Consider the following 13,696-nt stretch of genomic DNA (forward strand, 5'->3'; position numbering starts at 1 on the left):
CTCAAATCGAACGTTTTATATAGGAGTTCAGCTTATAATTCTGTATGGATTATTGCCGGCTGAAAAAGAGGAAAGTATGGTATTGTTTAGTGACTTTTGCATGTTTGTTTGCTCTGGTTTTTTTCTTGCCATCAGCACGAGCAATAACCTTAACTGTTGAACCAAAAGCGCTCTCATTTCAGGATGCGTATCTTGGGGGATATTCTTCAAAGACCATTATCATTACCTCTGATAGTGAGCAGATAGTCGATGTTAATAGTAGTGTCAGCGGGCAAGCCAAAGACTGGATAACTATTGAACCAAAAACCGATCTTAGTGTTCGAAAAGATTCCCCGGTTATTTTTGATGTTGTTTTAACCCCTCCTCAGGATGTTTCTCCCGGGAGTTATGATGCACAGTTGACTATTTTTTTCTCCAGTCGGTATCTTCCAACGATTAGTGTCGAAAGAGAGACGTATCATACCATTGCCATCCGTATTCAGCTTTCTGCAACCGAGCATGAGGGTTTTGTCGTAGAAAATGTTACGGTGTTTGACACTGAAGTTGGCAGACCACTTGACCTTGCTCTTGTTCTGGCTAACGAAGGAAACCTTGAAGCTAATCCTGTAGTAACGATCAAAGTAAAGGATGGTGAGAGGGTTGTGGCAGTGAATGATTATACGACAAGCATTCCACCCTTGAACAAGAAACGCCTCAATCTTGCATTTCCTTTTGAATCTCCCCCAGGAAAATACATAACCGAACTCCTGTTCTTAGCGAACCATACCCTTGTACAACAAGAATCTCGATCGTTTGAGGTATTTTCCCAAGGAACGCTTCTGAAGAAAGGAAATCTTCTTGCCGTAGATGTTAATGAGCAAAATACTGTTGGAAATCCTATTACTATTGCAGGGTATTTTAAAAATAATGGAGAAACCTCGCTTAATGGGATACTTCGAGCAACGATTTATCGTGATAATGTGGAAGTATTTACTCTTGAGAGTGAGGAGTTTTATGTGCCTCTCGGAGATACAAAGACCGTTCATTTAATGTATACGCCCCAACAGGTAGGAACCTATCGTGTTGTGACTCAAGTGTACTATGAAGATACGGTAACTGATGAACAACAAGCTACCTTTAATGTTGTTGAGGAAGTCGTACCCTTAGGAATGAGTGCCATGGTTCTTGTTATCTCTTTTATTTTGGTATTATTTACCTTACGTATAGTGTCCAAAAAACACGTAGAACATGAATAATCCTTTACTCTTCCTTGGTGTCAGTATGACAAGTATCGTGCTGATTATTTTTCTTCTGATATATATTCTCTTCAAAAAAAAACGTATGAGACGATTTGTCCTCAGAAACGAAGAACTGGAAAAGTTTTTTTGAATTTCCAAACAAAACATGAGAAAAGCAGTCATTGTTGTTATTACGGTATTTATTATTGTCATAAGCTCACTTGTTTATCTCCTGATTCCTAATTCTGTAAATACGCTTGCATTTTCCGGAGAGGCATTTCTGCGTGGAGAACTCTACCGTTTGGTTACCTTCCCTTTCTCTCACGAAAATCTCTTTCATTTGGTCGAGAACATTGTTGCCTTGAGTGTTATTGCCTTACTTGCCTATGAGCTTCATTTTCATGGTTTTGACTTTCTTCTTGTGTTTTTTGGTGCTGGCCTTCTTCTTGCGTTTGCTGATCTTCTTTTTTTTCCGGCGATCATCCTTGCAGGCACATCGTTAGGAATATACGCAGTGCTTGGTACATTGGTGCTGAAGGGAGATAAGTTCCTGCCAAAAAAACTTATGATCCCCTTGTTAATATTTTCAATTTTTTCGAAACTTTTATATGATCTTTACACTTGTCAGAGTTGTATTACCCAAGAAACAGTGAATCAAGCATTGTTTCATTTTTTTGGATTTGGCACAGGAATGATCATTTGTGTTATGATCAAAGGAATGAAGGAGCGGAAAGTGGCATTTTTATATAGTGATGATGATTAGTCCTCTGAGGTGAAATTATGGAACAGATCAAAACTGGCGTTCAAGGCATGGATGAACTTTTAGGAAATGAAGGATTTCCTAAAGGAAGAACGATTCTTGTTTCGGGTAATAGTGGAGCAGGAAAGACTATCTTTGGTTGTCAATTTTTGATGGAAGGTTTGCGGAATAATGAACCCGCGGTTATGATTACGCTTGAGCAAAGTAAGCACAAGCTGATTGAGGATATGAAAACAATTGGTATTGATTTAGCTCAGATGGAACGTTTGGGGAAATTAACACTTATTGGTGGCTCATTAGGAAAAGTAAGACTTTTTAAAGAGAGAACTCGCGCAGAGATGAATGATATTATTGGAGAAATTGAAGAAGTTACCACTAAAGCAAAAGCACAGCGTGTTGTTCTTGATTCTGTCAACCTCTTTACCATGCTCTGTGAAGAAGAAATTGAACGACGTAAAGCCCTCTCGGCTTTAGTTTCTATTCTTGATAAGATCGGGTGTACGACCATTTTTACCTGTGAAGTAAAAGAGGGTCACAAAGGAGTAAGCTGGCATGGTTTTGAGGAGTTTGTTGTTGATGGTGTTGTCATGCTCTATCGGTTACCCTTTGGTAATATCTATGAACGTGGCGTGTCTGTGCTGAAGATGCGTGGTATTAATCATTCCAATAAAGTCAGCTATCTCCAGATCACCAATACCGGCATACAGGTGTATCCTGATAGAGAACCAATGCATGAAGTATTGGGTGGACGGTTGTAATTGGATTATTATTATTTTGGAACGTTTTTATGTGTCGTTCTGTTTTCCTCTTCGTGATTTGCCATGATTACAGAATACCTCTGGTTAAGCTTTGAAAATCTGAGACATAAACGATTGCGTAGCTGGCTAACAATGATAGGCATTGTTATCGGTATTGCTGCAATTGTTTCTTTGATTGGGTTAGGTGAGGGATTACGAGCAGCAATTATGGCCCAATTTAATATTGCTGGCGCTGATGTATTACGGGTTAGTGCATCCTCTTCTGCAGGTCCGCCTGGCTTTAGTGTTGTCAATCCACTCACTGAAAGTGATTTGCATCGAATTAAGAATGTTAATAGTGTTGAAGCGGCTGTTGGTAGAATCTTTCAGAGCGTTACCATGACGTCGAATGGGCAATCAGTAGCAGGTATGATGTTGAGTATGCCTGCTGGAAAAGATCGTACCGTTATGGAAGAGATCTTTAATTTTGAAGCAGACAAAGGAAGATTATTGAAGGATGGAGATCGAAATGCTGTCGTTTTAGGAGCTCATTTTTTTGAAGAGGAGCATTTTGATAAACAACTTCGTGTGGGAGAGAAAATAACGATTGATGGAACTTCCTTCACGATTATTGGATTTCTCGAAGAGAAGGGAAGCTTTTTTATCGATGCTTCAATTATTGCTAATGAGGAAGTCATGCGATCTCGGTATAACCGTTCAGACGAGTATGATTTTATTGGAGTAAAAGTAGCACCAGGAAGCGATGTCAATAAACTTACTGAAGATATAGAATATGTCATGCGTCAGCAGCGAAAGGTGAAGAAGGGTGAAGAAGACTTTAGTGTAGAATCACCTCAGGCCATTATTAAAAGTCTGAACAATACACTTCTTGGTATTCAGATCTTTGTGTATATTATTGCTGGTATCTCTCTTCTTGTTGGTGGTATCGGCATAACAAATGCAATGTACACAGCCGTGCTTGAACGCACCAAAGAGATTGGTATTATGAAAGCAGTTGGTGCTAAAAATAGTACTATCTTTACTTTGTTTTTTCTTGAAGCTGGTTTCCTCGGCTCTTTTGGTGGCTTCGTTGGTGCATCACTCGGTACGCTTATGGCCTATGGAGCTGCAAGTATTAGTCGTGTAGCCTTGGGTACTGATCTGATAAGCGCACATGTGGAACCATGGCTTTTTATCGGCGCACTGTTATTTTCTTTTCTGATTGGTACCCTTGCAGGAATCCTTCCTGCCCTGCAGGCAGCACATAAAAATCCAGTGGATAGCTTACGGTATGCAAAATGATCAAAGAACTCTCTGCCTATGTTTTGAACAATCTTTGGCATCGTAAATTACGGAGCTTTTTAACGATTGTTTCTATCCTCATAGGTATTACCGCTATCTTTGCCTTGGTAAGCTTTGGTCAAGGATTACGAACGTATATGGACCAGACCTTTAAGGAGCTGGGTTCTGATAAATTGGTTCTCCAGGCAAAAGGATTTGGTCCACCTGGATCAGGAACAGCTACCTTTAGCCAAAAAGATCTCAATTTCGTAGAGGGCATTAACGGCATTGATGAAGTATCCGCTATGATGATTGAAAACACCATTGTTCAGTTTACTCAAGGTGAAAAACCACGCTATGTGTATGTTATGGGCATGCCCACTGATGAACGCAGCGATCTTATTGAAGAACTTTTTACTGTGCAGGTTGAACGTGGCAGAGAACTACGCAGGAATGATAAGTTTAAGGCTGTTGTTGGATACAATTACCAGTTTCCTGAGAAGGTATTCAAAAAACAGGTAGAACTCGGTGATACGCTTACCATTAATAATGTGGAGGTAGAGGTCGTTGGATTTTATGGAACTGTTGGAAATCCTGAAGACGATCGTAATATCTATGTCTCGTGGGAGACAGCAGAAGACATTTTTGATGTAAAGGATGAATACAATTGGGTTATCATGCGGACTGCGCCAGGACAAGTTCCGAGAGATCTAGCAACAAAGGTACAGGACAAACTCATGAATTATCGAGGTGTTAAAGAAGGAGAGGAAGATTTCTTTGTTGAGACCTTTGAGGATATTGTGGCAACCTTTGGGAATGTCATTTTGGTCCTCAATGTTATTTTATTTCTGATTGCATTAATCTCCGTTGTTGTTGCAGGGGTCAATATTATGAATACGATGTACACCGCTGTTCTTGAACGTACTAAAGAAATTGGTATTATGAAAGCAGTTGGCGCTCAGCGAGGAATGATTTTGTTCTTGTTTGTGATGGAGTCAGGTGTTTTGGGATTACTTGGTGGAATATTTGGCATTTTTTTTGGTTATTTAATTTCACGTTTTGGTGCCTCTATAGCAGTTTATTATGGTCTTAGTTTTTTACAGCCTGCATTTCCACTCTGGCTTACCCTTGGCTGTTTACTGTTTTCTTTCTTAGTGGGAGCTATTGCCGGACTTATGCCTGCTTTGCGAGCATCAAACCTCAATCCTGTTGATGCCTTGAGATATGAGTAATAATAGAGCATGCAAAGCCTAAAACTAAGAAAGGTTTTTATATCTCACGTCGTCTCCTTTGTGGTGAGGAATTGAGTATGAGAAGAGTTATGACGTTTGATACCGGGGAAATGACGTATCACCTTGAGATTACTTCTGCTCATCCCTCTATTCTCACGGCGGGAAATCCTGGGCGTATACGAAAAATAGCTCGTTATTTAGACAGCCCAGAGCTCATCGAGAGCGACCGGGGATTAACCGTACATGGTAGATATAGGTCTCTACCGATTACTGCGTTTTCTACGGGTATGGGTCCTGCGAGTGTCTCTATTACAATGCCAGAGGTTATTGAAGCCTGCGATGCTGACTCTATGGTTATTTTGCGACTGGGTACCGCAGGAGGACTTCAACCCTATCTTAATATTGGAGACTTTGTGATTACGACTACGGTTCAGCGAGCGGAGAGTACGAGTGATAAAATTATGGGGCCAGGGTATGAGGCCGTAGCAAGTCAAGACCTAACAGATACTCTTCTTACAGTTGCTCGTTCGGTGAAAGCAGACTTTCAACAAGTGTATGCCGGTAAAACTCGTGTAACCGATGATATCTATTGGGATGCACGTGCAAGCAAAACAAGAGATCCAGATGGTGCTCTAGCGGTTTCTATGGAAGCGAGTGTTATTTTTGCTTTGCGAGACTGGTATAATCAACATGATGGCCGAAATATTCGCGCAGGAGAATTATTGGTTATCAGTGATAATGTGATGGCCTCTACTCCTCATGTTGATGGAACTGAATTTTTGAAGCGAAAAGAAACTGTTGAGGACGCTCAGATACGGGTTGGACTAGAGACCTTATTACGACTTTATACTGCAAGGGTTAATTGTTAATTTTTGTCATTTTGATTTCATGTACACTAAGATTTTAGAAATTCTTTTCTTAAAAACTCTTTGCAATAAATAAACCTACAGAATATGATACGCTTGCGTTATTGTCTTGCAGTACGTCAGCAGCTATGCCTGCTTGATACTGTCTTTGTTCTCTACCAAAACGTAACCGTTGAATGTTAAAGTTATGTCCGCTATTTTCCCAATTGGTAACTGCTTCGACGGTTGCCATCATTCCTCGTTTTCCTTCAGGTGGTTCATATGAAATATGTACCGTTATCTCTAGTACGGGATCGTGCCGTATACTTCCTGTTGTCAGTATGTCAAGCAGAGCTTTTTTCCCGAACTGATGAGAATGTTCTATACCTAGTTTTGGTACAACACCCTCTTCAGAAGTAAACTGGACCTCTGCATCAAGATACCATCCTTTTATGCATTGGTATCCACCGAGAAAAGAAGTAAAATGATCCACGCTGGTTGGACTACCGTTTGTTCCATAACCTATTGTTGTTCTTTCCCGTGGAATAAAAAGTGTATTTCCCCAAGGCTCTTCGACAAGTTTAAGGTCGAGAGTTGTTGTCGCATTTCCTCCCATGCATTCCACGCGTGTTTCAGCGTTTGCGTGTCGTGGATTTCCCTGAGTGATGCCAAAACTACTTATGGTGCTTATGCCAATAGTCGTTAAAATTCTTTGGAGGTTGTTCATGCGTCGAGAAATTTTTGCATCTTTATTAATATTCTTCCCCCCTACATACGGTAAAAGATAAAAGTTTTTAAATAATCGTTGCATGTCTTTGCTAATGATTGCTCCCATTGAAACAACACTCCAAGCTATTGGCTTAACCAAAGGAGAACGAAAAGTGTATCTTGCCCTCCTTACTCTTGGATCAACCACTACTGGACCGTTGATTAAATCCTCAGGAATCTCTGGCTCTAAGATGTATGAGGTCCTTGATCGTCTTATGAAAAAAGGGCTCGTGAGCACGGTTCTTTTAAATGGTGTTCATCGTTATGAAGCAACAAGCCCTGAACGACTTCTAGATTATCTTGAAGAAAGAGTAAAGTCCATTCAAGAAGAGAAATTACAGGTACAACGTATTGTCCCTGCATTATTGCTCCAGTCAAAACAAGCTCGGTCAAGTACCGTAAAAGTGTTTATGGGCTTTGAAGGCCTTAAAACAGCAAATGAAGATATTCTCCATTCCTTGAACAAAGGTGAAGAATGGCTGGATATGGGTTTAACTGAGCAGCCGAAAATATGGGAGATCTATTTTAATAAAAAACAACATGAACGTGCAGCCAAGGGCATTGTCTATAAACTCTTACTTAATGAACACTATTCCAGCCTGTACGAGCAGCGGAAGCATTTGGCACGAACAGAGATTCGTTTCTTACCAAAGTCATTTGCCATGCCCACAGCCATTCAGATTTATCGTAATAGAACTATTATCATGATCCTTCTCCAAGAACAACCACTTGCTATTCTTATGGAAAGTGATGCTATTGCCATGAGTTTTCGCAAGTATTTCTCCCTTCTCTGGAGGATTGCTCGAGAACCAAAAAAGAAGATATCAATGAAATAAGCAATCAACAGGTTACTAGTTATTAACTTCAATTTAATAGTTATCTTTTATTTTGGTTTTTTGATCTATAGGACAAGCTACCACAAAGTTTAAATAAAGAACAAGGACTCTGTTTCCTGGAAAAGGGTGAACCAATGGTTGGGTATGAATTATTGGCAAGTATTGCAAACCAAACAGATGAACATGAATTCTACACGCCAGTCCCTAAAAACTATAAACCGGGCAAGACAAAATATATTGTTACTATGGGTACGGTTATCTCTGGCCTTGGGAAGGGTATTTTTGGTTCCTCGCTCGCAAAACTCTTACAGTTCCGTGGCTTATCGGTTACGCAAATAAAAATTGAGGGCTATCTCAATATTGACTCAGGTACCTTAAATCCCTTTCGCCATGGAGAGGTCTTTGTTCTTGATGATGGTATGGAATGCGATATGGATTTGGGGACGTATGAGCGATTTCTTAATCAACAGTTAACAAAGGATAATTTCCTCACGAATGGACAGATCTTACGCAAAGTCCTTGATAAAGAGCGACAGGGAAACTATTTAGGAAGAGACGTCCAGTTCTTGCCTCATGTTACTGGAGAAATCAAAAATCATCTGAGAGAATTAGCAGTAAAAACAAATGTTGATGTTATTCTCGTTGAGATTGGCGGAACTGTTGGAGAAATTGAAAATGCTCACTATATTGAAGCCATGCGCCAATTAGCCTATGAAGAGGGTAAAGAGAATGTTTGCTTTGCTGCCTTAACCTATGTTCTCCAACCAGGCACATTGCGGGAACAAAAGAGCAAAGCAGCACAACTTGGTATTAAGGCACTTCTTGAATCTGGCATTCAACCTGATATCATTGCCTGTCGATGTGAGCAACCCGTCAGCGAGAAAGTCAGGGAGAAGATCAGTATTCATTCAAATGTTCCTATGGAACGGGTAATTAGCTGTCATGATGTCAAGAATATCTATAGTATCCCCCTTTTACTCAAGGATGCACAACTTGATGATTCGGTTATGGAAATCTTACAATTACGGCCACGCATTTCCTCTGCAAAACAGCAGAAGATGATTCAGGAATGGGTCAATTTTATTGAGCGACGTGAGGCTGCTACTCAGGAAGTTGTTGTGGGAATTACCGGGAAGTATACAGGACTACGGGATAGTTATGCAAGTATCATTGAGGCATTGTACCATGCAGGCACAGAACATGACGTTAAGGTTCGTATCCAATGGATTGAAACAACAGAAATAGAAGATGGCACGTTGAAAGTAGATAATGTATTGGCCGATGTTGATGGTATTATTGTTCCAGGAGGGTTTGGTGCACGCGGTGCAGAAGGTAAAATCCTTTGTGTTCAATATGCACGAGAAAATAACCTCCCGTACTTAGGGTTATGTTATGGTTTTCAGATGGCAGTTATTGAATATGCACGCCATATCTGTGGGCTTAAACATGCACATTCTACTGAAATCGATCCCAAGACAAAAGAGCCTGTTATTGATGTTTTGCCTGAACAAAAGAAAATTGAAGGTTTAGGGGGGAATATGCGTCTTGGTGGCCAAGATGTTGAATTAAAAGAAGGGACAAAGGCCTATGAACTCTATGGACAGAAGAAACTTATTCGGGAGAGATTCAGACACCGCTATGAGGTTGATCCAGACTACATTTCCCTTCTTGAGCAACGTGGCATGGTTTTTTCAGGAAAAGCACCAAAGTATCCTATCATGCAGATCCTTGAAATTCCGACGCATCCATTTTTTGTTGGTACTCAGTATCATCCTGAATTTACCTCACGACCCTTGAGTCCACATCCCTTATTCTCAGGATTTGTGGCTGCACTTAAAGCCAAGAAGCAGTAAGTTTTTTGCTGTTTTATGCTTCAGCACAGGGTGCTGATAGATACTATACTTATTCTTATCTAAGAAACATCAACGGTAAAGCTATTCGTTGCTGAAGTAAAGCTCTGTACCTTGCCGCTTAACTGGAGGGTATTCTTATTTGCAGCAACCTTTGATTCAAGGTTCCCTTCATACCCTTTGATCGTTACTTCTTCGTTCTCTAAGGACAGTTTCATCTTTGCATTGAACATCAGTTCGCCAGATGCAATGCCTTGTAATTCTGCTAAACGTACCTTATCAATGAGCATAGTTCCATCGCCAATGCGGATAGTAATATCTTTGGTGTTTTTCCAGTTAATATTTAACCCTTGACTGGAGGTTTCTCGTACTTCTCCTTTTAAAAAGATCTGAGATCCAGACCAGATAAGATCACCAGTAAAGCCTTTGAGCATCATTCGATCATTAATGGTATATTGCAAATCAACCTGAGGATTCTCTAAAGAGATCTGCTCTGCAAGAATTTGGATGTCTTTATCGAGTAAGGGAATCTTATACGAAGCCATACTTAATGATCCACTAACCCCAATAAGGCTCTCTTTGCTTATATTGCCGGTTGATGCTGTTTGTGCGTCGAGCTCGCCAAGCGTACTTTCTTTGTTATCACTTGCCTTTTCTTGCCCTTCTCCATTGTTACGGACAACCTCTCCAGTCAATGCTGCCTGTCCTCGTGCAGTAATGAAGGCATAACTCGCCCACCCCACGAGGAGTATCAGAAGCAATGCAACAACAATAGTGATAATGGTTCTTTTATTATCAGGACTCTTACTTCCATAGCTGATATCTTCCTGAGTCTGCATACGGTCACCTTTTGTTTGTCCCAGTCATCATTAACGAGAGACATAACTTGGGTTTTTTTGAGTTATATAAACTTTTGGGTTTTACCATCGTCTTTCAGGATTTTCTCCGTCATAAAAAGATGGAAAGATTTAAATAATACCCTATTCCATAGCTCTCCAGAAGTGATTATTTTTCCTTAGGAATGGACTATTGAATAAGGTTATAAAAGGAGCGCAGGTGATTTTATGGAAATTTATAAGTTCACTGGAATCTTACGCTTTAGAAATCTTCTTTGGGCCTCATTGATGGAGCGTGGAAATCTTAACCATATCTACGGTGATGAACGAAAAACACTTCATCTTGTTCGAAAAGAGATTCCTAGAGCATTTCAAGAACTCCATAATCTTGTAGAAGGAAGCAAGCTTAATAGGAGGGCAACTAAACTGGCTGCAGATGAGATTAATACCATCCATGAGCTCTTTGTCGAATTAGCCTTAAACGAAGATACAGGATTCAGGAAACTCTTTGTGTTGTTACAACGGCTTCATAAGACCTTTGCTGAGGCAGAAGTGAGAATAAGGCGTTTACCTTCAACCCATCCACTCCACCATCAACTCCTTACAGAACTTCATGCTGCCCGACAGGTTGTCCATGAGAACTTTGTTAAACTTATGGATTCTGTTGATAAGGAACTTCGTGACGAGTATAAAGATCTTCTCAACATAATAAATGACATTCATAAACTTGACCATAATACGCTCATGACAAAGGTAAGATCTCTTATCAAAACAGACGAGGTTGATGTTCTTCAGCAGGTGATTAATCGAAGGCGCTTAAGTGTTTTGCGTCAAGAATTGAGTCGTGCATTTCGAGAGATTAGTAATTTAGAAAGAGAATGTGCAAGCGTTCTCAGAACACTTGATACTCTTTCAAAAAAAGGTATCCATGAAAAAGAGGTGGAAAGTGAGCATCGACGGTATACCTTGAGTCTCCATGAAATAAGAGACAATGCAGAAAAATTAGCACGTGATGATGCACGAAAAGCTTTTTTTACCCAGTATGAACTGGTGAAGATGGACATCCTCTTTTTTCTCTTGGTTGATAATCATTTGAAGAAGCTTCATCAGGAAAATGAGGAGTTTGTTAGGGCAGGACATGAGCCAGCGTCAATGCTTGCTGAACTTGAGGTCTATCTCAAGAGTCCCAAGGGAAAAATGGATACAGCTGCTCATAGTATTGCTACCATTCTTCGTAATCTGGTAAGGGATGCAGAACATGACCTGGATCTTGCAAAAGCGGCATAAGCGTGATGTCTCTTTTGTTTGTTTTTAGCAGCTTACTCTTTGCTTCCTTTTTGTTTCATCTTTTTCGTGATGTCAATATTACTATGACATTTGGCACACTGAAAGCGTATGGTCTCAACACCTTCGATTTTTTTGCGCTTAAACGGAACTTCTATTTCTCCCTTGTGGCCACAGGAGGGACAGGTATAGATGCAACTACAGGTTAAACTTTCCTCATATGCTTTTTGCTCTACGGTATAGTTACACGCTGGACATTGGTATTCCTTTGCTCGTATTTTGACTGAACCTTTTGCACCCACTGGCTTGCCCATGAGTGCTTTACTACACTTTGGACATAATTTACGGTGAGCCCATGCGACAATATTACCTGTTCCTACACTTCTTCGGGTAAAGTACACCATTTCATCCATAGATGTTGGTTCCTGTAGTTTCATGATCATCACCTTATTTTTTTATTCCTTGTTTTCTTTTTCTTCAATGATATATGTTTTATAGGTTGATTGGTTTGTTATATTGGTTTTATTGGGTTCTGGGAGCCAGTCCTGTTTAATAGCCATACCGATAAGATCTTTCGTATTTCCTCCAAGATGCCATAGCCATGCGCCAAATGCCCCTAAAAATGTTTTTTGATCATAAGGATTACGCATACTCAGTTCAAGACTCGTATAGATAATAATACCACCTATGAACAGAAATAGCAGAATGATAACGAGCACTTTTCCCATGTTTTCACCAATTCTACGCAAAGGGTTATTCTATATAAATCTTCTCAAATCGTTGGAAAGAATGGTTTTCTTTTTACCTCATTTTTACCCAACTTTCCTCTCAATTGCTTTAAAATATGACACGCAGAATAATCATAACTACGGTAATGAAGAGAAGGAAAATAGTTACTATTTCAAGAAAACCCATGTGTTCTTCCCAGGTGAGCATTTTTTCCTCTGTGTTTTTTAGTTTTTATCACGAAACATGGTAAACAGACCGTTTTCGGCGGATTTTGTCAAGATTTATAAATCTGTAGGTTTCTTTTATAATGATGGCAGGTATTGATTATCGGTGGTTGCATCAGGGTTATACGGCATTGCATGCACAGGAACAGTTGCATAAAGTCCAAATTATCAAGAACATGATTCTCCATGATCACTTGCTTCATCCGCATACCAGACTTTTGGATGTTGGTTGTGGTACTGGTTTTTATCTTCCGTTGTTTCCTTGCATAGTTATTGGTATAGATCCATGTAGTGAAATGCTCCAGCATTGTCCAGTTTCTCATGTTGTCGGAAGAGCTGAGGCATTGCCCTTTGCTGATAATGCCTTTGACCTCGTGATCTCAGTAACTGCAGTCCATCATTTTGATGATCCTCTCAAGGCTTTTACCGAGATAAACCGTGTTGCAAAAACCGGAATTTTCATCAGTATCCTGAGGGCATCTCCACGATATGATGCGCTTGTTCGTGATCTTGTTTCTGTTTTTCAGATCAAAGAAGAGATCAAAGAAGACCATGATGTTATTTTTAATGTAAGGAAACGGTGAGTATATGTTTGCATTTACTAATCCACGTCAGGTTGTGTTGGTTACCAGTCGAGGAAGTCTTGAGAGAAAAGCAACAGCATCTCATGATACTATTGCAACAGTAGAATGGCACATGCCCTGTTCTTTCGAACCTTTTCATTATGCCATTGCTCTCAAAAAAACCACACTCTCAGTTACCCTTATTCAGCAGAGCAATGTCTTTGTTGTCCATTTCATTCCCGGATCATTCAGCGAGCATGCACTGTTTTGTGGTCGTCATTCAGGATTGCATGTCGACAAATTTGCTCATTGTGGATTTACTAAGAAAGAGGCAGAGAAGATTGATTGTCCTTGTATTCAGGAGGCATTAGCGTATCTTGAGTGTGAAGTTCTTCAGTCTTTTAATCTTGGAGAATGTGTTGTTTTTATTGGTAAAGTCCTGAAAGCCGTTACTCTGAAAGAGGGTAAGCGTTTGTTTCATGTTCGTGGGGATGTTTTTGCCGAGTTGTAAGATCCGGTGTGGGGTAATAAAAT

15 protein-coding genes are annotated in these 13,696 nt (G+C 40.1%); 11 read left to right on the forward strand and 4 right to left on the reverse strand.

Annotated elements, in window-relative coordinates; all coding sequences use genetic code 11:
* The first annotated feature begins 44 nt into the window (after positions 1–44).
* The 6 genes from HYW21_08145 (at position 45) to HYW21_08170 (ending at position 6,096) form a co-directional block, all read left to right on the forward strand.
* Complete coding sequence (locus HYW21_08145; GenBank protein ID MBI2549294.1) at positions 45–1,235, forward strand: hypothetical protein; 1,191 nt, start codon at positions 45–47, stop codon at positions 1,233–1,235.
* 148 nt (positions 1,236–1,383) lie between these two features.
* Positions 1,384–1,980 carry a rhomboid family intramembrane serine protease gene (locus HYW21_08150; protein MBI2549295.1) on the forward strand — a complete coding sequence of 199 codons (597 nt, stop codon included), beginning with the start codon at positions 1,384–1,386 and terminating at the stop codon, positions 1,978–1,980.
* A 17-nt stretch (positions 1,981–1,997) separates the two neighbouring features.
* Entirely contained in the window at positions 1,998–2,735 is a 738-nt protein-coding gene (locus tag HYW21_08155; GenBank protein MBI2549296.1) for an AAA family ATPase, read from the forward strand.
* Between the two features lie 63 nt (positions 2,736–2,798).
* A complete protein-coding gene (locus HYW21_08160) occupies positions 2,799–4,016 on the forward strand; it encodes an ABC transporter permease (GenBank protein MBI2549297.1) in 1,218 nt (405 codons plus the stop codon).
* Positions 4,013–5,227, forward strand: a complete 1,215-nt coding sequence (locus HYW21_08165) for an ABC transporter permease (GenBank protein MBI2549298.1) — start codon at positions 4,013–4,015, stop codon at positions 5,225–5,227. Before HYW21_08160 ends, HYW21_08165 begins: the two co-directional genes overlap by 4 nt.
* A 77-nt stretch (positions 5,228–5,304) precedes the next feature.
* A complete protein-coding gene (locus HYW21_08170) occupies positions 5,305–6,096 on the forward strand; it encodes a hypothetical protein (GenBank protein MBI2549299.1) in 792 nt (263 codons plus the stop codon).
* Positions 6,097–6,145: 49 nt separating this feature from the next.
* Here HYW21_08170 and HYW21_08175 read toward each other — a convergent pair whose 3' ends face one another.
* Complete coding sequence (locus tag HYW21_08175; protein MBI2549300.1) at positions 6,146–6,799, reverse strand: hypothetical protein; 654 nt, start codon at positions 6,797–6,799, stop codon at positions 6,146–6,148.
* Between the two features lie 94 nt (positions 6,800–6,893).
* Between HYW21_08175 and HYW21_08180 the strand changes: the two genes are divergently transcribed.
* Positions 6,894–7,676, forward strand: a complete 783-nt coding sequence (locus HYW21_08180) for a helix-turn-helix domain-containing protein (protein MBI2549301.1) — start codon at positions 6,894–6,896, stop codon at positions 7,674–7,676.
* Positions 7,677–7,810: 134 nt separating this feature from the next.
* Positions 7,811–9,529 (forward strand): CTP synthase (glutamine hydrolyzing), encoded by a 1,719-nt coding sequence (pyrG, locus tag HYW21_08185; GenBank protein MBI2549302.1) that lies wholly within the window; start codon positions 7,811–7,813, stop codon positions 9,527–9,529.
* 59 nt (positions 9,530–9,588) lie between these two features.
* On the opposite strand, the gene HYW21_08190 is transcribed toward pyrG, so the two are convergent.
* Complete coding sequence (locus HYW21_08190) at positions 9,589–10,365, reverse strand: hypothetical protein (protein MBI2549303.1); 777 nt, start codon at positions 10,363–10,365, stop codon at positions 9,589–9,591.
* Between the two features lie 225 nt (positions 10,366–10,590).
* On the opposite strand from HYW21_08190, the gene HYW21_08195 reads away from it, so the two are divergent.
* A complete protein-coding gene (locus tag HYW21_08195) occupies positions 10,591–11,649 on the forward strand; it encodes a hypothetical protein (protein MBI2549304.1) in 1,059 nt (352 codons plus the stop codon).
* A 32-nt stretch (positions 11,650–11,681) separates the two neighbouring features.
* Here the strand turns inward: HYW21_08195 and HYW21_08200 are convergent, their stop codons facing one another.
* Entirely contained in the window at positions 11,682–12,083 is a 402-nt protein-coding gene (locus HYW21_08200; protein ID MBI2549305.1) for a hypothetical protein, read from the reverse strand.
* 18 nt (positions 12,084–12,101) lie between these two features.
* Positions 12,102–12,374: a hypothetical protein gene (locus HYW21_08205; GenBank protein ID MBI2549306.1), complete on the reverse strand. Its 273-nt coding sequence runs from the start codon at positions 12,372–12,374 to the stop codon at positions 12,102–12,104.
* A gap of 401 nt (positions 12,375–12,775) precedes the next feature.
* Between HYW21_08205 and HYW21_08210 the strand changes: the two genes are divergently transcribed.
* Complete coding sequence (locus HYW21_08210; protein MBI2549307.1) at positions 12,776–13,183, forward strand: class I SAM-dependent methyltransferase; 408 nt, start codon at positions 12,776–12,778, stop codon at positions 13,181–13,183.
* A 4-nt stretch (positions 13,184–13,187) separates the two neighbouring features.
* The gene (locus HYW21_08215; protein MBI2549308.1) at positions 13,188–13,673 is read left to right on the forward strand and encodes a flavin reductase family protein; all 486 of its coding nucleotides are present in this window, start codon (positions 13,188–13,190) and stop codon (positions 13,671–13,673) included.
* Positions 13,674–13,696: the final 23 nt, after the last annotated feature.

The sequence above is a fragment of the Candidatus Woesearchaeota archaeon genome, from assembly GCA_016187565.1.
Lineage (GTDB): Archaea > Nanobdellota > Nanobdellia > Woesearchaeales > JACPJR01 > JACPJR01.